Source organism: Blautia sp. OM06-15AC, from assembly GCF_003481425.1.
Classification (GTDB): Bacteria; Bacillota; Clostridia; order Lachnospirales; family Lachnospiraceae; genus Fusicatenibacter; species Fusicatenibacter saccharivorans.
In genome coordinates, this window is sequence record NZ_QULD01000005.1 from 83,391 (window position 1) to 102,600 (window position 19,210).

15 protein-coding genes are annotated in these 19,210 nt (G+C 52.6%); 14 read left to right on the top strand and 1 reads right to left on the bottom strand.

Annotated features, from left to right (window positions below; genetic code table 11):
• Positions 1-60 precede the first annotated feature (60 nt).
• The 9 genes from argB (at position 61) to holA (ending at position 10,067) form a co-directional block, all read left to right on the top strand.
• A complete protein-coding gene (gene argB / locus DXB83_RS08530) occupies positions 61-957 on the top strand; it encodes an acetylglutamate kinase (protein ID WP_117761227.1) in 897 nt (298 codons plus the stop codon).
• Positions 944-2,134, top strand: a complete 1,191-nt coding sequence (locus tag DXB83_RS08535; RefSeq protein ID WP_022462205.1) for an aspartate aminotransferase family protein — start codon at positions 944-946, stop codon at positions 2,132-2,134. Before argB ends, DXB83_RS08535 begins: the two co-directional genes overlap by 14 nt.
• Before the next feature lie 292 nt (positions 2,135-2,426).
• On the top strand, positions 2,427-2,858 hold the full coding sequence (locus DXB83_RS08540) for a DMT family transporter (RefSeq protein ID WP_055218605.1): 432 nt from the start codon (positions 2,427-2,429) through the stop codon (positions 2,856-2,858).
• A gap of 113 nt (positions 2,859-2,971) precedes the next feature.
• The gene (locus DXB83_RS08545) at positions 2,972-3,676 is read left to right on the top strand and encodes a helix-hairpin-helix domain-containing protein (RefSeq protein WP_117804119.1); all 705 of its coding nucleotides are present in this window, start codon (positions 2,972-2,974) and stop codon (positions 3,674-3,676) included.
• Positions 3,677-3,693: 17 nt separating this feature from the next.
• Positions 3,694-4,383: a response regulator transcription factor gene (locus tag DXB83_RS08550; RefSeq protein WP_022462209.1), complete on the top strand. Its 690-nt coding sequence runs from the start codon at positions 3,694-3,696 to the stop codon at positions 4,381-4,383.
• Entirely contained in the window at positions 4,328-5,806 is a 1,479-nt protein-coding gene (locus DXB83_RS08555) for a sensor histidine kinase (RefSeq protein ID WP_022462210.1), read from the top strand. Before DXB83_RS08550 ends, DXB83_RS08555 begins: the two co-directional genes overlap by 56 nt.
• Positions 5,807-5,818: 12 nt before the next feature.
• Positions 5,819-6,742, top strand: coding sequence for a GerMN domain-containing protein (locus DXB83_RS08560; RefSeq protein ID WP_055227346.1), 924 nt, complete (start codon positions 5,819-5,821; stop codon positions 6,740-6,742).
• Positions 6,739-9,012 carry a DNA internalization-related competence protein ComEC/Rec2 gene (locus DXB83_RS08565; protein WP_118659222.1) on the top strand — a complete coding sequence of 758 codons (2,274 nt, stop codon included), beginning with the start codon at positions 6,739-6,741 and terminating at the stop codon, positions 9,010-9,012. The genes DXB83_RS08560 and DXB83_RS08565 overlap by 4 nt, the downstream gene beginning before the upstream one ends.
• A 71-nt stretch (positions 9,013-9,083) precedes the next feature.
• Entirely contained in the window at positions 9,084-10,067 is a 984-nt protein-coding gene (gene holA, locus DXB83_RS08570) for a DNA polymerase III subunit delta (protein ID WP_055227342.1), read from the top strand.
• Positions 10,068-10,236: 169 nt separating this feature from the next.
• On the opposite strand, the gene rpsT is transcribed toward holA, so the two are convergent.
• Positions 10,237-10,500, bottom strand: coding sequence for a 30S ribosomal protein S20 (gene rpsT / locus DXB83_RS08575; RefSeq protein WP_022462214.1), 264 nt, complete (start codon positions 10,498-10,500; stop codon positions 10,237-10,239).
• A 181-nt stretch (positions 10,501-10,681) separates the two neighbouring features.
• Here rpsT and gpr point away from each other — a divergent pair, with 181 nt between their 5' ends.
• From gpr to uvrA, 5 genes are all read left to right on the top strand, one after another.
• A complete protein-coding gene (gene gpr / locus DXB83_RS08580) occupies positions 10,682-11,569 on the top strand; it encodes a GPR endopeptidase (RefSeq protein WP_118659221.1) in 888 nt (295 codons plus the stop codon).
• A gap of 23 nt (positions 11,570-11,592) precedes the next feature.
• Complete coding sequence (locus DXB83_RS08585; RefSeq protein ID WP_243004554.1) at positions 11,593-12,999, top strand: stage II sporulation protein P; 1,407 nt, start codon at positions 11,593-11,595, stop codon at positions 12,997-12,999.
• Positions 13,000-13,110: 111 nt separating this feature from the next.
• A complete protein-coding gene (gene lepA / locus DXB83_RS08590; protein WP_022462217.1) occupies positions 13,111-14,925 on the top strand; it encodes a translation elongation factor 4 in 1,815 nt (604 codons plus the stop codon).
• Positions 14,926-15,013: 88 nt separating this feature from the next.
• Positions 15,014-16,147, top strand: coding sequence for a radical SAM family heme chaperone HemW (gene hemW, locus DXB83_RS08595; RefSeq protein ID WP_118697448.1), 1,134 nt, complete (start codon positions 15,014-15,016; stop codon positions 16,145-16,147).
• A 124-nt stretch (positions 16,148-16,271) separates the two neighbouring features.
• Positions 16,272-19,100, top strand: coding sequence for an excinuclease ABC subunit UvrA (uvrA, locus tag DXB83_RS08600; RefSeq protein ID WP_055218624.1), 2,829 nt, complete (start codon positions 16,272-16,274; stop codon positions 19,098-19,100).
• Positions 19,101-19,210: the final 110 nt, after the last annotated feature.

A 19,210-nucleotide genomic window follows, 5' to 3' on the forward strand; every position in this document is an offset into this window, starting at 1 on the left:
GAAATCGTATTTTCGGTACAGCAGAACCAGGAATCAAAAGAGGAGAGCGAGGAAAAAATCATGGTAAATCAGATGTATCTGGACAAAGCAAATGTGCTGATCGAGGCACTTCCTTATATTCAGCGGTTCAACCGCAAAATCATTGTCATCAAATACGGCGGAAGCGCGATGGTGGATGAAGAGTTAAAGAGAAACGTCATCCAGGACGTGGTTCTTCTGAAACTGGTCGGCTTCAAACCGATCATCGTACACGGCGGCGGAAAGGAAATCAGCCGCTGGGTCGGAAAAGTCGGCATGGAACCGAAATTCGTCAACGGCCTTCGTGTAACGGATGCCGATACGATGGAAGTGGCAGAGATGGTGCTGAACAAGGTCAACAAAGAGCTTGTCACCATGATTCAGTCACTCGGAGTTAATGCTGTCGGCATCAGTGGAAAAGACGGCGGTCTCTTAAACGTAGAGAAAAAGCTGTCCAAGGGAGAAGACATCGGCTTCGTTGGAAATATCAAAAATGTAAACCCGAAAGTGCTGTACGATCTTCTGGATAACGATTTCCTGCCGGTAGTCTGCCCGGTCGGCATGGACGATGATTTCAACACCTATAACATCAATGCAGACGACGCAGCCTGCGCGATCGCAGAGGCGTTAAATGCGGAAAAACTGGCATTCCTGACCGATATCGAGGGTGTCTACAAAGATCCGAAGGATCCGGAGAGCCTGATTTCCGAGCTCCACGTACAGGAAGCAAGAGATCTCATCACCAACGGAAATGTCGGCGGCGGTATGATTCCAAAGCTCCAGGGCTGTATCGACGCGATTGAGAACGGTGTTTCAAGAGTCCACATCATGGACGGAAGAATCCAGCACTGCCTGCTGCTTGAGATCTTTACGAACAAAGGAATTGGTACGGCGATTTTAGGGGAAAACAAGGAGAAATTCAATCATGAAGACAAATGAGTATATGGAACAGACCGAGCAGTACGTGCTCCACACCTATAACCGGTTCCCGCTCGTGATCGACCACGGCGAGGGCGTTCATCTGTATGACACCGACGGAAAAGCATATCTGGACTTTGCAGCAGGTATCGCGGTATATGCGCTCGGCTACAGCAATGACGATTATAAAAAAGCAGTGAAAGACCAGGTGGACAAAGTCATCCATGTTTCCAACCTGTTCTACAATGTGCCGATGGGCTCCGCGGCAGAAAAGCTGGCGAAGGCATCCGGCATGGATAAAGTATTCTTTACGAACAGCGGTACGGAGTCGATCGAGGGAGCCATCAAAGTAGCGAGAAAATACGCTTACTTAAAAGACGGCAGCAACGATCACGAGATCATCGCGATGAACCATTCTTTCCATGGAAGAAGCCTTGGAGCGCTTTCTGTAACAGGAAATACGCATTATCAGGATCCGTTCAAACCGCTGATCGGCGGCATTAAATTTGCGGATTTTAATGATCTGGAGAGCGTAAAGGCACAGATTACCGACAAGACATGTGCGATCATCATGGAGACTGTACAGGGCGAGGGCGGTATCTATCCGGCAACGAAAGAATTTTTACAGGGCGTGCGCGATCTGTGTGACGAGCACGACATCCTGCTGATTCTCGACGAGATCCAGTGCGGTATGGGAAGAACAGGAAAACTGTTCGCATGGCAGGATTACGGCGTACAGCCGGATGTCATGACGTGTGCAAAAGCACTTGGCTGCGGCGTTCCGGTCGGCGCCTTCGTGCTGAATAAAAAGACGGCAGAGCATTCGCTCGTTCCGGGAGACCACGGAACGACATACGGCGGAAACCCGCTGGCCTGCGCGGCTGTCAATGCTGTATTTGAATGCTATGAGAAACAGCATGTCGTAGAGCATGTAGCAGAGACGGCTCCGTATCTGGAGAAAAAGCTGGACGAGCTGGTGGAAAAATATGACTGCCTCGCAGCACGCCGTGGAAAAGGCTTTATGCAGGGCCTTGTCGTAACGGGCCGTCCGGTCGGAGAAGTCATCAACCGCGCGATTGAGAACGGACTTCTTGTGATTTCCGCCGGAAGCGACGTTCTTCGTATGGTACCGCCGCTTGTGATTACGAAAGATGACATCGATGAGATGATTGAAAAACTGGAGAAAGCATTACAGTAATGTGAAATAGACAGCCGTCTGGTTTCCTAGGCAGGAGACCGGTCGGCTGTTTTCCTGCTGTCCCTGAGTTCTGTATAAAAACGGGGAAAAAAGGAATAGTATAAAATGTACTCTCGGAGCCTTTCTGCACTTGCTTTTACGGCCGATTTTCCGCCAGCTGCACCCAAATTTCATCAACGTACGCACCGCGTACGCCTCAGAAATTTGGGCACAACTGACAAAAAATCTTCTCGTAAAATCAAGCGCAGAAAGACTCCGAGAGTACATAAAAAAACAGCAGGAGGAAAAATCAATGGCGGGAATTTTAACAGCGCTGCTCTCCGGAGCGCTGATGAGTATTCAGGGCGTTTTCAACACAGAGGTGACGAAACAGACGAGTACATGGCTGGCGGCCGGCTGGGTGCAGATTAGTGCGTTTGCCGTCTGTCTTGCGGCATGGTGCATCACCGGGAGGGAGCCGATCGGGGATTTGTTCCGCGTAAAGCCGTGGTATCTGCTGCTCGGCGGGGCAATTGGCGCGTTTATCACGATCACGGTTATCTGGAGTATGGCAGGGCTCGGCCCGGCGAAGGCGGCGATGCTGATCGTCATTTCCCAGCTCGCAGCGGCGTGGCTGATTGAACTGTTCGGCCTTTTCGGTATGGAAAAAACGGATTTCACCGTGCGCAAGCTGCTCGGCATGGCAGTGGCAGTTGTGGGAATTGTAGTGTTTCAGTGGGAATAACGATTAAGATTTCTACTTGTATTTTTATGGTTTCTTCGATACAATAGAAACGTAGTTATGCGTACACAAGGGACCCTTGCGCGTCAGATGCGAAGCGGAAGGGAGTACACAGCATGAAATTGAAAAAACAGCAGGACAGAGGCAGAAAACATACAAAAATACTGGCGGCGATGCTGGTTTTTTTGCTCTGCGGATGCAACCACAGGGATACAGAATACAAACTGTCAGATAGCACAGGCGGGAGCACGGCGGAAAACGTTTTCGGGAATCAGAAGGAAGTGGATGAGGAGCAGACGGTTTCCGGAAAAAGCGCCGGAGAAACCACAGGCATTCCGGAAAAACGTGAGGCACAGGAGGCAGCACCGGAAGAAACGGTGCAGGTTTATATCTGCGGTGCGGTCGCTTCCCCCGGTGTCTACACGCTGCCGGGCGGAAGCCGCGTAGTGCAGGCTGTGGAAGCGGCAGGCGGATTTCTGCCGGATGCTGAAGAAAAAATCCTCAATCTTGCACGGAAAATCGAAGACGGAGAGCAGATCACCGTCTGGACGCGCGAGGAGGCAGAAAACATGGAAATCACGGAAACGCCGCAGCAGAATACGGGCGGCACGGAGCAGGCTTCCGGTTCCGGCAAAGTCAACCTGAACACGGCCGGAAAAGAAGAACTGATGACACTCTCCGGCATCGGAGAGAGCCGTGCGGATGCCATCATCGCCTACCGCGAAGCAAACGGCCCGTTTGGTTCGATTGAGGAGATTATGAACATTGAGGGCATCAAGGGAAAGATGTTTGAAAAGATAAGGGGTTCTATCGAGGTTTAGAACAAGAAGGAGAAGAAATGGCAAAGAAAGTTCTTGTAGTTGATGATGAAAAACTGATCGTAAAAGGAATCCGCTTCAGCCTGGAGCAGGACGGCATGGAGGTTGACTGCGCATACGACGGCGAGGAAGCACTCTCCATGGCAAAAGAAAAAGAATACGATATGATCCTTCTGGATCTGATGCTGCCAAAGCTGGACGGATTGTCCGTCTGCCAGCAGATCCGTGAATTTTCCAACGTTCCGATCGTCATGCTGACCGCAAAGGGCGAGGACATGGACAAAATCCTGGGACTGGAATACGGCGCAGATGATTACATCACAAAGCCGTTCAACATTCTGGAAGTAAAAGCACGCATCAAGGCCATCATGCGCCGTGCGGCCCGCCAGGAGCCAAAAGAAGAGAAAGCAAAAGTCGTACAGGTGAAAGACCTGCGGATCGACTGCGAGAGCAGAAGAGTCTTCATCGGAGACCGCGAGATCAATCTGACTGCGAAGGAGTTCGATGTGCTCGAGCTTCTCGTCTTCAATCCGAACAAGGTGTACAGCAGAGAGAACCTGCTGAACATTGTCTGGGGCTATGAGTACCCGGGCGACGTGCGCACCGTAGATGTACATATCCGCCGTCTGCGCGAAAAGATTGAGAAAAATCCAAGTGAACCGAAGTACGTTCACACAAAGTGGGGAGTTGGTTACTATTTCCAGGCTTAAAAACAAAGAAAAATGGAAGTTTCTGCGGAGTCTGCGCTTCCGCATCACGGTGATTCTTGTGATCATCGGCATTGTACCGTGTGTGATCCTTGAGAAGAGCATCGTAAACAGCTATGAGGACCGTGCGGTATCGGTGCGCAGCATTACCGTAAAAAATCAGTGCGATATTATCTGCAACCAGCTCATCCAGCAGAATTACATGGAAGATCCTGGATCGGATGTCATCAACGGACAGCTCAGTATGCTGACAAATATCTACGGCGGCAGAATCCTGATTATCGATCAGGATTTCCGCGTCATCAAAGATACGTACGATATGGACCGCGGAAAGACGATTATCTCGCAGGAGGTCATCCAGAGCTTTCAGGGCAAGGAGACGAGCCAGTACGACCGGAAAAACAGCTATCTGGAAATGACGGTGCGGATTCAGAATACCGAGACGAAGGAGACGCTCGGCGTTATGCTCGTCAGCATTTCGACGGATGAGATCCGTGCGAATATGAAAATTCTGGAGACGAAGGGAATGACGATTCTTTCGATCATTGCGCTTCTCGTGCTGGTTTTTGGCTATCTGCTCGCGGGCATTCTGATGAAGCCGTTCCAGAAGGTCACCCGTTCCATCGAGGACATCACCGACGGCTATCTCGACGAAAGCATTTCTGTTCCGGATTATCTCGAGACAGAGCTGATCACGGACGCATTCAACAAGATGCTGACCCGCGTCCGTACGCTCGACGATTCTCGCCAGGAATTTGTTTCGAACGTCTCGCATGAGTTAAAGACGCCGCTTGCGTCCATGAAGGTTCTGGCGGATTCGCTGAACGGGCAGGAGGGCGTTCCGGTGGAACTTTATCAGGAGTTCATGCAGGATATTACCTCGGAGATCGACCGCGAAAACCAGATTATTACCGACCTTTTGTCGCTGGTCAAGATGGATAAAAAGGTGGCAGACCTCAATATCACCCAGGTCAATATCAACGAGCTGTTAGAGCAGCTGCTGAAGCGGCTTCATCCGATTGCCGCACAGAAAAATGTGGAGCTCATTCTCGACAGCTTCCGCCCGGTCAATGCAGAGGTGGATGCGACGAAGCTCTCGTTGGCGTTCTCGAACCTGATCGAAAACGGCATCAAGTACAACAACGAGAATGGATGGGTGCGTGTATCCTTAAATGCGGATCACAAATATTTCTACGTGACGGTGGCAGACTCCGGCATCGGCATCCCGGAGGAGTCGATTGCGCATATCTTCGAGCGTTTCTACCGCGTGGACAAGTCCCACTCGCGGGAAATCGGCGGAACCGGCCTTGGCCTTGCGATTGCGCGGAGCGCGATTGTCATGCACCGGGGAGCGATCCGTGTATACAGCAAAGAAAACGAGGGAACGACATTTTCCGTGCGGATTCCTCTGAATTACGTGATGTAGGAGGTGGCGCACATGAAACGGATACTTGGCGTACTGCTGGCCGGCGTGCTGCTTCTTAGCGGCTGCGGGCAGTGGCAGAAGAGCCAGAAGGAGTCGGCGTATCACCTGTACTGCCTGGACAAAACCGGCACAACACTGGTGCAGGAGCCGTATGAACCAAAAGAAGGAACGGATCAGAAACTGATCAAGGAGCTGGTTGACGCGCTGCAGGAGAAACCTGCCAAGGACGGAAACCAGGCACTTCTTTCCAATGGAATTTCCATCAAGACGTATACGCTGGAGAACGGGCTCCTTACGCTGAACTTAAGCGGAGAGTACGGAGAGCTTGCGCGGCCGCAGGAGGTTTTGGTGCGTGCAGGACTGGTGCGTACCTTTGTGCAGGTTCCGGAGGTGGAGCGCGTGACGCTTCTGATCGACGGGGATCCGTTAAAGGATTCCAAAGGACGCGAGATCGGAACGATGACGGCGGACAGCTTTCTGGAAAATTCCGGAAGGGAAATTTATCAGTATCAGTATGCGACGCTGACACTGTATTTTGCAAATGAAGCAGGCGATCATCTTGTGAAGGAGACGCGGCGGGTGCCGTACAGCACGAACATTCCGCTGGAGCGGGTCGTGGTGGAGCAGCTGATGAAGGGACCGAAAGAAGACGGCCATTATGCAGTGCTGCCGGATACGATGAATGTCTTAAGTGTCACGACATCCGATCGGATTGCCTATGTGAATTTTGACAAATCTTTTAAGGATTCTGCGCTTTCGAGTGTGGCGGAGCAGATTCCGATTTACGCGGTGGTGGATTCCATCACGGCGAACTGTAAGGTGGATAAGGTGCAGTTTTCCATCAACGGAGAGAGCGATGTAACCTTCCGTGAAACGATGAAACTCAATCAGTTCTACGAGGAAGACCTGTCTTATCTGGAGGAAAAAGATACATGAGAAAACGGCCCATGTGCCTGGCGTGTCTTGGATTCATGCTGGTGCTTGTGCTGCTGCGGATTGCGGGCGTGCCTCTTGGCACGCCTTTTTCTGACCCCAAATACGAAAACAAAGCGCAGCAGGGCAGGAAGGTGTGGATTGCAGGGACAATTGAAACGTATGAGAAAAAGAGCAGCAACAACGGGTATGTGCTGCGCGGGGAGGGAAGCAAAGGGAAAATTTATCTGCTCGCAAAGCGGGGAGATCTGCCGGTCGGAGCCGCTGTGCGGGTGTACGGAACTGTAAAAAAGCCGGAAGGCCCGCGCAATCCGGGGATGTTTGATGAGAAAACATATTATGAGGGAAAAGGCTGTGCGTTCTACGTGATTTCGGAGCGGGAGGAAGTTGTGGATGCCGGGCGGTGGAATCTCGGCGAAGCGCTCCGGCTGGAGCGGGAGCGGTGCTGTGCCGTTTTAAAAGAAATGATGCCGGAGGAGGAGGCAGGTGTGCTTTCTGCGATGCTGCTCGGGGAACGGTCGGAACTCACGGAGGAGACGTATCTGGCGTATCAGCAGAGCGGTCTGCTGCACCTGATTTCCGTTTCCGGCATGCATCTGATGCTGCTCGGCATGGCACTCCGACGGCTGCTGATGGCGCTGCATCTGCCGAAAACTTCCGCGTCTCTGGCAGCGGCCGCCGGTATGGTGCTGTATGGCATGTTTACCGGCAGCGGAACGGCGACCGTGCGTGCAGTGGTGATGTTTGCGGTGCGGATGGGAGCTGTCGCAGTGGGAAGGACGTATGATTCCTTAAGTGCGCTCTCTCTTGCGGCAATTCTGATGCTGGCAGAAAACCCCTCGTATCTGGAGCAGAGCGGGTTCTGGCTTTCGTTTGGAGCAGTAACAGCCATTTCCGGGGTTTATCCGGTTCTGGCGGGGGAGAAGGCGGAACGGAAGAGACGCGGGGAAAAAACGGGGTTGGAAAAGCTTGCGGCGAAAGGAAAAGAGGCTGCGATGGTGTACCTTTCCCTGCAGCTTGTCATGATCCCGCTGCAGGCGTGGTATTTTTATGAGATTCCGCTCTTTGCGTTTCTGCCGAATCTGTTTGCAGGAGCTGTCATGACGGCGGTGCTGCTGACGGGTGCTGCGGGGCTTCTGGCGGGACTGGCAAGCGTGAAAGCGGGAAGTGTTGTTCTGCTTCCGGCGCGGTTCCTGCTCACACTTCTGCGGCAGATGACAGCGGCGGTCGCACAGATTCCGGGAAATGTGTGGATCTGCGGTCAGCCGGAAAAATGGCAGATGGCAGGATATGGAATCATTCTGACCGGTCTTCTGGTGATACTGTATGTGCGAAAACGAAAACGGGAGATGAATCCGGATGGGGCAAAACGAAAAGGTGCGCAGGCACGAAAGCGGGAGCGGATGCTCTTTGGTATTACCATGTTTTTTGCCTGTGTTCTGCTTTTTTACCGTCCCCGGGAAACGTTTTCCATTACAGCGCTGGACGTCGGCCAGGGCGATTCGCTGGTGGTGGAGAGCGGCCGTTTTGTGATGCTGAATGACGGCGGGAGCAGCAGTGCGTCTGCGATCGGGGAAAAAAGGATTCTCCCATATCTGAAACAGCGCGGCATTGCCGCTCTTGATGCCGTTGTTGTCACGCACCCGGACGCAGATCACACGAACGGAATCCTCGAACTGCTGGAGCTGATCGGGGAGCAGAAAACGGCGCTTCGCATCCGCCATCTGTTCCTGCCTGTGTGGATGAAAGGAAGCGAAAAAGAAAATCCTTTTATTTTAGCCGCACAAAAAGCGGGAATTATGGTAGAATATCTAAAAAAGGGAGACGAGATCCGTGCAGGAGAACTCACCGTATCGGTACTTCATCCGGGAGCGGGCGAAGACTATACGGGAGAGGAAAACGCCGGAAGTGTTGTATTACAGCTTTCCTGCGGTGCCTGCCGCGCACTTCTGACGGGAGATCTGGAGGGAAGCGGAGAAGAAGAGGTCCTGGGGGCGGCAGAGCGGTGCCAGATTTTAAAGGTGGCGCACCACGGCTCGAGAAATTCAACGAGCGAGGCATTTCTGAACCGCATACAGCCGCAGATCAGCCTGATTTCCTGCGCGTGGCCGGGACGGTACGGCCATCCGCACCGGGAGCTGCTGGAGCGGCTTCGTGCCTGCAAAAGCCATATCTACGGAACACCGGTGGATGGAGCCGTGACAGTACAGCTGAAGCGTGACCGCCTGGCGGTTCACGGATACCGGTCGGATGTGGAATTTCCCGTCTCCTGAATGGTCAAAAGCTCCGGCTGCTGCGGCACTGCGCAAACGTGCTTCTGCCGGAACGAAAGAAAGAGGATGGAATGAAAAGCATTTTAGAAGATATCAAAACGCAGAATTTTAAGCAGGCCTACCTGCTCTACGGAGAAGAAGCCTATCTGAAGCATCAGTATAAAAACAAGCTGAAAAACGCACTGCTGCCGGAGGACGACACGATGAATTTCTCCCGCTTTGAGGGAAAAGGAACCGAGATTCCCAAAGTGATTGACCTTGCGGAGACGATGCCGTTTTTTGCGGACCGCCGTGTGATTCTGCTGGAAAATACAGGATTTTTCAAAAACAAAGCCGACGCGCTGGCAGACTACATGGGATCCCTGCCGGATTATCTGGTGCTGATCTTCGTGGAGGAGGAAGTCGATAAGCGGAACCGTATGTACAAGGCGGTGCAGAAGCAGGGAAGAGCAGTGGAATTTGCTCGTCAGGACGAAAAGACGCTGATGACCTGGGTACTCGGCATGATGAAAAAAGAGGGAAAAAAGATTACGCGCCAGGATATGGAAGATTTTCTGGAAAAGACGGGCACGGATATGGGAAATATCTCGCAGGAGCTGGAAAAACTGCTCAGCTATACGATGGGAAGAGATGTGATCACGCGGGCGGATATCGAGGCAGTCTGCACAACGCAGATTACGAACCGGATTTTCGAGATGATCCGCGCGGTAACGGAGAAGAAGCAGCGGAAAGCGCTCGATCTGTATCAGGATCTGCTGGCTTTAAAGGAGCCGCCGATGCGGATTCTCTTTCTGCTGGCACGCCAGTTTAATCTGCTGCTGCAGGTCAAAGAGCTGCTGGCAGAGCACTGCGATCAGGCGACGATCGCAAAACGGACGGGACTGCAGAGTTTCGTTGTGCGGAACTATATTCCCATGTCGCGCCAGTATGCGGCGGAGGAATTAAAAGCGGCGGTCAATGACTGCGTGCAGATGGAAGAGGACGTGAAGACGGGAAAAATTTCCGATCTGCTGAGCGTGGAGCTGCTGATTACGAAATACAGCAGGGCGGCGTAAGATCAGAGTTTTCTAAAAAGAACAAGGCGTATCGGCCAGTTTTCCTGTACCGGTACGCCTTGTTCTGTGTTTATCAAAAGATCTGTCGCGGCGCACTCTTTTGGTAAGCATAAAAAAAGAACCCAGCCACATGACGGTATGACTAAGTTCTCTTTGTTTTATATCTTTATTATGCGATTGAGTTTACAGCTTTGCTCAGATTGGATACTTTTCTGGCAGCGTTGTTTTTATGATAAACGCCTTTAGAAGCAGCCTTGTCGATGGTAGAGATCGCATTTACTAATGCAGCAGCAGCAGCCTCTTTATCGTTTGCAGCAACAGCAGCATCTACTTTTTTCATAGAAGTCTTAACTGCAGAACGGATTGCTTTGTTGCGGTCTGCCTTTGTCTGATTTACCAGGATTCTTTTCTTTGCGGATTTAATGTTAGCCAAACTGTACACCTCCAATATTTTTAAAATTAATGTGATTTAAGGGATGTTATTCAATGGAACAGACACGGGCGCTCCACTGAAACATGCTTTATTATCCTATAATATTTCGCATGTTTTGTCAATACATATTTTTGAAAAAATTGCAAAAACTACAACAAAAATACAGGAGAAGGAGAAAAGTATGATAGGAAAGTATAGGATGCGGACAGACCTGGCGATGGAGAATCAGGAAAAATTTGAGAGGGACCATGTGGAGATCTCCGGGGTCGAGATTGAGAAGAAGAAAAGAAAGGCGGAAATTCAGACAACCATTGTGAAAATCACATCGGAGCAGGGTGCAAAAATGATGGGAAAGCCGAAAGGGACGTATGTGACGATCGAAGCGCCGCTGCTTTTGACGGCAGACGAGGAGGAGAGCCGGAAAGCGGCGGAGGAGTTTTCTCACTGTCTGATGGAAATGGTGCCGGAAGCGTGCGGATCCGTTCTTGTGGCCGGCCTCGGCAACCGCGGCATCACGCCGGATGCGCTCGGGCCGGAGACGGTGGAGCAGCTTAACGTTACGCGCCATCTGGTGCGCACCTACGGAAAGAAGGGCCGGGAAGTGAGTGCCCTTGCTCCCGGCGTTATGGCACAGACGGGCATGGAGGCAGTGGAAATCCTGCGCGGAACGGCAGAACAGACCCATCCAGATGTGATTCTCGCCGTGGATGCCCTTGCCGCATGCAGTATTCACCGGCTGAACTGTACGATCCAGCTTGCCGACACCGGAATCTGGCCGGGCTCGGGCGTCGGAAACCACCGCAATGCCTTAAATCAGGAGACGCTCGGCGTGCCGGTCATCGGAATCGGTGTGCCGACCGTTGTAGGGGCAGGAACGATCGTCCACGATGCCGTCGCAGGCGTTCTGGAATCGCTGGAGGAGTCCGAGATGGATGAATTTCTGGGAGAAGTCATTTCACCGGCGCTCGAAAGCCTTTACGTGACGACAAAAGAGATCGACGAGATGGTCCGCCGCCTGGCCGGGGTTCTTGCGGCAGGTATGAATCAGGCATTTTCCGGGGAAATGTAACATATCATGAATATGGTGATAATATGTGGAATGCCAGGCGAAATGGACGATGGTTCGGATGGGGATGTCTTTTCCTGTCCTGCAGTATACTGCTGTTCCGCAGTGCAGCGGTTCTCCGGAAAAATCATTTCTCAGAGGGGAAAGTTCTGCTGCAGCGGGCGGCAGCACAGGCGGAGCAGTTATCCGTGGATGTGATGATGCCGCTTCTTTTTTATGACGGAAAAGAGGACGGAAGGGGATGGATGGAAAATCTCCTCGCGGCAGTGCGGGATCAGATACCGGCGCTTCGGGAGGGAAGCACGGCAGAAAATACGCTGTCTGCCGGGACAGAAGCAGCGGAAACGGATACGGCGAAGCAGGATTCGAATCCGGGACCGGGAGCAGAAAGAGGGCAGACAGAATCGAAGGAGCAGGGAACTGAGGAAGATCAAAAGGATGGAACTCAAAAAGATGAAACTCAAAAAGATGGAATGGAAATCACGGAGCCGGAGCAGACGGAAACAGGAATCACAGAACCGGCAGCCGGAGAGTCGGCATCAACGGCAGAACCCGAAGCGCCGCAGTCTGTCCCGGAGGAGACCATCGAAACCGGCGGCGCACCGCGTGAGATTCTCTACCCGGAGGCCGACACGATTCAGGAGACAATTTCCCCTGACCTTCTTGCTGACCCGCAGGCGCTCCTGAACCGCTTCTTCGTTGTCGATCCCAACACTTCGGTCCTGCCGGGCGAGATCGACGGCAGCACCCTGCTCGGAAAAGACCTGACCCTGCCGGAAAATGCCGAAGGCCCGCAGATTCTGATCTATCATACCCATTCGCAGGAAACCTTCGCCGATTCCCGTCCGGGAGAAAGAGCGGACACGGTAATCGGCCTCGGTGATGATCTGCAGGAGCTTCTGGAAAAGCAGTACGGATACGAAGTGCTTCATATTACAGAGGCATTTGACATGAAAGAAGGCTGTCTCGAGCGGAGCCGCGCCTACAACTACGCGGAGCCGGTCATCGCAGCGGCGCTGGAAGAACACCCGTCCATTCAGGTCGTGATCGACCTGCACCGGGACGGGGTCAATGGTTCAAAACGTCTTGTGACAGAAATCAACGGAAAGCCGACCGCGCAGATCATGTTTTTCAACGGCCTTTCCCGCACGAAAGAAAGCGGCGAACTGACAAGCCTGCCCAATCCGTATCAGGCGGAAAACCTTGCATTTTCCTTTCAGATGGAGTATGAGGCAAAACAGTATTATCCCGGCTTTTCGCGCTGTATCTATTTAAAAGGCTACCGCTACAACCTCCATCTCCGCCCGAGATCTGTTCTTCTCGAGGTTGGTGCGCAGACGAATACGGTCGAGGAGGTGAAAAATGCAATGGGGCCGTTTGCGGATATCCTGCATAAGGTTCTGTCGGGCAAAAGTCCGGCATCAGGCGGATAAATTTATCTTGCTTTTTTGAGTGGAATTTCGTATCATACAAAATAGACAGATTGCGGGAGTACGAAATATGGAGCAATCTGGTATCGTAGGGAAAAAGCAGGAGGAAAAAACTTGTCAGGAATAGATCAGAGTAAAATTCGTAATTTTTGTATTATTGCCCATATCGACCATGGAAAATCAACCCTTGCGGACCGTATTATTCAGAAAACAGGCCTTTTGACCGAGCGTGAGATGCAGGATCAGGTGCTGGACAATATGGATCTGGAGCGTGAGCGCGGCATCACGATCAAGGCACAGGCAGTCCGTACCGTATACAAAGCGGCCGACGGCGAGGAGTACATTTTAAACATGATTGACACCCCGGGCCATGTTGACTTCAACTATGAGGTTTCCCGAAGCCTTGCCGCATGCGACGGCGCACTGCTCGTTGTCGATGCATCGCAGGGTATCGAGGCGCAGACCCTTGCCAACGTCTACCTCGCCCTTGACCATGACCTGGATGTGTTCCCGGTCATCAACAAAGTAGACCTTCCAAGCGCCGAGCCGGACCGTGTAATTGCAGAGATCGAGGATGTCATCGGACTGGAAGCGCAGGATGCTCCGCGGATTTCCGCAAAAACCGGCCTGAACGTGGACGAGGTGCTCGAACAGATCGTACAGAAAATTCCGGCACCGGAAGGTGATCCGACGGAACCGTTAAAAGCACTGATTTTCGACTCCGTCTACGATGCATACCGCGGCGTCATCATTTCCTGCCGTGTGATGGAAGGAAGCGTGAAAAAAGGAACGAGAATCCGCATGATGGCGACAGGCGCTGTCGAGGAAGTTGTCGAGGTCGGCTACTTCGGCGCAGGCCGTCTGATCCCGTGCGACGAGCTCTCCGCCGGAATGGTAGGCTATATCACCGCCAGCATCAAAAACGTGCGCGACACCCGCGTGGGTGATACCGTGACCGATGCCGACCGTCCGTGTGCAGAAGCACTGCCGGGCTACAAAAAAGTCAACCCGATGGTATACTGCGGCATGTACCCGGCCGACGGCGCACAGTACGGCGATCTGCGCGACGCGCTGGAAAAACTGCAGTTAAACGATGCATCCCTCTTCTACGAGCCGGAGACATCGGCAGCACTGGGCTTTGGCTTCCGCTGCGGTTTCCTTGGACTGCTTCACCTGGAAATTATTCAGGAGCGCCTGGAGCGTGAGTACAATCTGGATCTCGTGACGACCGCACCGAGCGTTATCTATAAGGTTCACAAAACCGACGGAACCGTCATTGACCTGACCAACCCGTCGAATCTGCCGGACCCGTCCGAGATTGATTATATGGAAGAGCCGCTGGTAAAAGCAGAGATTATGGTGACGACCGACTACATCGGACCGATCATGGAGCTCTGCCAGCAGAGACGAGGCCAGTATCAGGGAATGGAATACATGGAGACGACGCGTGCGATGCTTCATTACCATCTCCCGCTGAATGAGATTATCTACGATTTCTTTGATGCCTTAAAATCCCGCTCCAAAGGTTACGCGTCATTCGACTACGAGCTGCTCGGCTATGAGAGAAGCGAGCTTGTAAAACTCGATATCCTCGTCAATAAAGAAGAAGTGGATGCGCTGTCCTTCATCGTATTCGAGGGATCTGCCTACGAGCGCGGAAGAAAGATGTGCGAGAAGCTCAAAGAAGAGATTCCGCGGCAGCTCTTCGAAATCCCGATCCAGGCGGCTGTCGGATCGAAGATTATCGCCAGAGAAACCGTCCGCGCGATGCGCAAAGACGTCCTCGCCAAGTGCTACGGCGGCGATATTTCCCGAAAGAAGAAGCTGCTGGAGAAGCAGAAGGAAGGTAAGAAGCGGATGCGCCAGGTAGGAAACGTGGAGATTCCGCAGAAAGCCTTTATGAGCGTGCTGAAACTGGATGAAAATTAAGAGATAAAAATGAGACCGGCCTGTCGGCGCCGCCTGCTGTTGCGGGAGCGCAGGGGCCGGTCTTTCGATCGTACGGAGGAAAAGCAGAATGAATAAAAAAAGAAAACCACTGGAACTCTATGTGCATATCCCGTTCTGCATCCGGAAATGTGCCTACTGTGATTTTGTCTCGGGACCGGGCACGAAAGCAATGCAGAAGGAGTATGAAGAGGCTCTGCTGGCAGAAATCGATGCAGCGGAAGAGACGGCAGAAAGGGAAGTGATTTCCGTCTTTTTCGGCGGCGGAACACCATCCGCAGTGGATGCCGGAATGCTCGCCCGTGTGATGGAAAAACTGCGGAGCAAGTACGTTTTTTCAGAGGATGCTGAGATTACGCTGGAGGCCAATCCGGGAACGCTGGATGCGGAAAAACTGAAATGTTACAGGAAGAGCGGCTTCAACCGGATCAGTATCGGCTGTCAGTCGGTTCACGATGAGGAGCTGAAACGGCTGGGAAGAATCCACACGTTTGCGGAATTTCAGGAGAGTTTTGTGCTGGCACGGGATGCCGGGTTTGCGAATATCAACGTGGATCTGATGTCAGGTCTGCCGGAGCAGAGTGAAGAGAAATGGGAAGAGAGTCTTCGGACGATCGCGGAGCTTTCTCCGGAGCACATTTCCGCCTACAGCCTGATCGTGGAGCCGGGAACCCCGTTTGCGGAGCAGAAACTGGATCTGCCGGATGAGGACACAGAACGCGAAATGTATGCCAGAACGGCGGAAATCCTCGCAGAATACGGCTTTTTCCAGTATGAGATTTCCAATTATGCAAAGCCGGGCTTCGCATGCTGCCACAATATCGGCTACTGGAAAAGGACGGATTATCTGGGGTTCGGGCCTTCCGCGGCATCGTTATTCGGAAACCGCCGGTGGACGAACACGGCAGATCGATCTTTGTATCTGAAAGCGTGCGGAGCACTGGAAAAGATCCGTGAGGATGAGGAAATTCTTTCCCGGCAGGATGCCATGGAAGAATTTATGTTTCTCGGCCTTCGAATGACACAAGGGATCTCGACGGCGGAGTTTGAGGAGAAGTTTGGAAAGGAGATCCATGCCGTATACGGCGGGGTTCTGAAGAAATACGAAGCGATGCATCTTTTACAGGAACACAGCGGGCGCCTGGCTCTGACACGCGATGGGATTTCCGTCAGCAATGTGATTCTGGCAGATTTTCTGCTGTAAAAAGATGATGAAGAAATAGAACAAATGTTTGCATAACGCACGGCGGTGTGCTATAATGGGAGAAAACGAGACAAGATTCCTGTCCCTGTCCGGACAGGGATTCCAATTAATAAGAGGAACAGTTATGGCAGAGAAAAAAGAGTTTATCAGAATACGGGGAGCCAGGGAGAACAACCTGAAAGCACTGAATGTCGATATCCCCAGAAACCAGTTTGTTGTATTTACGGGCCTCAGCGGTTCAGGAAAGAGTTCGCTTGCGTTTGACACGATCTATGCGGAGGGCCAGCGGCGGTACATGGAGAGCCTTTCCTCCTACGCGCGCCAGTTCTTAGGACAGATGGAAAAACCGAATGTGGACAGCATCGAAGGCCTGCCGCCTGCTATTTCGATCGATCAGAAATCGACGAACCGGAACCCGCGTTCCACCGTCGGAACCGTGACGGAGATTTACGATTACTTCCGTCTTCTGTACGCGAGAATCGGTATTCCGCACTGCCCGAAGTGCGGAAAAGTCATCAGCCGCCAGTCGGTGGACCAGATGGTCGATCAGATCATGGCACTCCCGGAGCGGACGAAAATCCAGCTTCTCGCGCCGGTTGTGCGCGGCCGCAAGGGAAGACACGAAAAGGTGCTCGAACAGGCAAAACGCAGCGGCTATGTCCGCGTGATGATCGACGGCAGCCAGTATGAGCTGTCCGAGGAGATTACGCTGGATAAGAACCTGAAACACAACATTTCCATTATTGTGGACCGTCTTGTAGTCAAACCGGACATTGAGAAACGTCTGACGGATTCCGTCGAGAATGTACTGGATCTGGCGGACGGCCTTCTGGTGGTCGACACGATGGACGGAAATCAGCTCAACTTCAGCCAGAGCTTTTCCTGCCCGGACTGCGGCATCAGCATGGAGGAGATTGAGCCGAGAAGCTTTTCCTTCAACAACCCGTTCGGCGCCTGCCCGAGCTGTGCCGGCCTTGGCTACAAGATGGAGTTCGACGAGGATCTGATGATTCCGGACAAGACCGTATCCATCGCAGACGGAGCCATCACCGTGCTCGGCTGGCAGTCCTGCACGGACAAATCGAGCTATACGAGAGCCGTTCTCGATGCGCTGGCAGAGGAGTACGATTTTTCCCTTTCCACTCCGTTCTGTGAATATCCGAAAAAAATCCACGATATCCTGATTTACGGAACGAACGGAAAATCCGTCAAGGTGCATTACCGCGGTCAGCGCGGCGTCGGTGTGTACGATGTGGCTTTTGAGGGGCTGATCAAAAATGTAGAGCGCCGCTACCGTGAGACCGGATCGGATTCTACAAAACAGGAATACGAAACCTTCATGCGTGTGACCCCGTGCCAGGCGTGCCATGGCCAGCGTCTGAAACCGACGTCGCTTGGTGTGACGGTCGGAGATAAAAATATTTTTGAAGTAACATCCCTTTCCATCGACAATCTGCAGAAGTTTATGCAGAACCTCGAACTCTCCGAACAGCAGCTGCTGATCGGAAAGCAGATTTTAAAAGAGATCCGTGCGCGTGTGAGCTTCCTTGCGGATGTCGGATTAAACTATCTGACCCTGGCGCGCGGAACGGCATCGCTGTCCGGCGGTGAGGCGCAGAGAATCCGTCTGGCAACGCAGATCGGCTCCGGCCTTGTCGGTGTCGCCTATATTCTCGACGAGCCGAGCATCGGTCTTCACCAGAGAGACAACGACAAACTTCTCGCGACGCTGAAACATCTGCGTGACCTCGGAAACAGCCTGATCGTCGTGGAGCACGACGAGGATACGATGCGCGCCGCTGACTGCGTTGTCGATATCGGCCCGGGAGCCGGTGAGCACGGCGGAGAGCTGGTGGCGATCGGAACAGCGGAAGATCTGATGAAAAATCCGAATTCCATCACCGGAAAATACTTAAGCGGAGAGCTGAAAATTCCGGTTCCGTCCGAGCGCAGAAAGCCGACGGGCTGGCTGAAGGTAGTCGGAGCAAAAGAGCACAATCTGAAAAATATCAACGTGAATTTCCCGCTCGGTGTCATGACCTGCGTGACCGGAGTCTCCGGATCGGGAAAGAGTTCTCTTGTCAATGAAATTCTGTACAAACGGCTGGCAAGAGATCTGAACCGTGCGCGGACGATTCCGGGTGCACACAAAGACATCATCGGTATGGAACAGCTCGATAAGGTCATCGACATCGACCAGTCCCCGATCGGAAGAACACCGCGTTCCAATCCGGCAACGTACACAGGTCTGTTCGATCAGATCCGCGACCTGTTTGCGGCAACGCAGGATGCCAAGGCGCGCGGCTACAAGAAGGGAAGATTCAGCTTTAATGTGAAGGGCGGCCGATGCGAGGCCTGCGGCGGCGACGGTATCCTGAAGATCGAAATGCACTTCCTGCCGGATGTCTATGTGCCGTGTGAGGTCTGCCATGGAAAACGGTACAACCGTGAGACACTGGAAGTCAAATACAAAGGAAAGAGCATCTACGATGTGCTGAATATGACGGTCGAGGAGGCACTGGAATTCTTCAGGCCGGTACCGTCGATTTTCCGGAAATTACAGACCCTGTACGATGTCGGCCTTTCCTACATCCGCCTCGGCCAGCCGTCCACCACGCTGTCCGGCGGAGAAGCGCAGCGTATCAAGCTCGCAGCAGAGCTGAGCCGCCGCGGCACGGGAAAAACGATCTACATTCTCGACGAGCCGACGACGGGACTTCATTTTGCGGATGTCCACAAACTGGTGGAGATTCTGCACCGCCTGTCCGAGGGCGGAAATACCGTCGTTGTTATCGAACACAATCTGGATGTCATCAAGACGGCGGACTATATTATTGATATCGGACCGGAGGGCGGAGACGGCGGCGGAACCGTGATTGCGTGCGGAACGCCGGAGGAAGTGGCCAAGAGCCCGGTATCCTACACCGGAAAATATGTCGAAAAATATCTCTAAAAAATCCTTTCCATTTTAAAAGGGATTGTATATAATAAGAAGCGGGTTGGGTTCAGAACACATTCGATCCTTTTGTGTTTCGGGTGTTTTGAACCTGAACTTATTCTATA

What these genes read in the sequence shown, in the direction of transcription:
- hemW (WP_118697448.1), top strand. Translation starts at nt 15,014, where the DNA reads ATGAATAAAAAAAGAAAACCACTGGAACTCTATGTGCATATCCCGTTC.
- DXB83_RS08535 (WP_022462205.1), top strand. Translation starts at nt 944, where the DNA reads ATGAAGACAAATGAGTATATGGAACAGACCGAGCAGTACGTGCTCCAC.
- holA (WP_055227342.1), top strand. Translation starts at nt 9,084, where the DNA reads ATGAAAAGCATTTTAGAAGATATCAAAACGCAGAATTTTAAGCAGGCC.
- DXB83_RS08545 (WP_117804119.1), top strand. Translation starts at nt 2,972, where the DNA reads ATGAAATTGAAAAAACAGCAGGACAGAGGCAGAAAACATACAAAAATA.
- DXB83_RS08560 (WP_055227346.1), top strand. Translation starts at nt 5,819, where the DNA reads ATGAAACGGATACTTGGCGTACTGCTGGCCGGCGTGCTGCTTCTTAGC.
- DXB83_RS08550 (WP_022462209.1), top strand. Translation starts at nt 3,694, where the DNA reads ATGGCAAAGAAAGTTCTTGTAGTTGATGATGAAAAACTGATCGTAAAA.
- uvrA (WP_055218624.1), top strand. Translation starts at nt 16,272, where the DNA reads ATGGCAGAGAAAAAAGAGTTTATCAGAATACGGGGAGCCAGGGAGAAC.
- DXB83_RS08585 (WP_243004554.1), top strand. Translation starts at nt 11,593, where the DNA reads ATGTGGAATGCCAGGCGAAATGGACGATGGTTCGGATGGGGATGTCTT.
- argB (WP_117761227.1), top strand. Translation starts at nt 61, where the DNA reads ATGGTAAATCAGATGTATCTGGACAAAGCAAATGTGCTGATCGAGGCA.
- gpr (WP_118659221.1), top strand. Translation starts at nt 10,682, where the DNA reads ATGATAGGAAAGTATAGGATGCGGACAGACCTGGCGATGGAGAATCAG.
- DXB83_RS08540 (WP_055218605.1), top strand. Translation starts at nt 2,427, where the DNA reads ATGGCGGGAATTTTAACAGCGCTGCTCTCCGGAGCGCTGATGAGTATT.
- DXB83_RS08565 (WP_118659222.1), top strand. Translation starts at nt 6,739, where the DNA reads ATGAGAAAACGGCCCATGTGCCTGGCGTGTCTTGGATTCATGCTGGTG.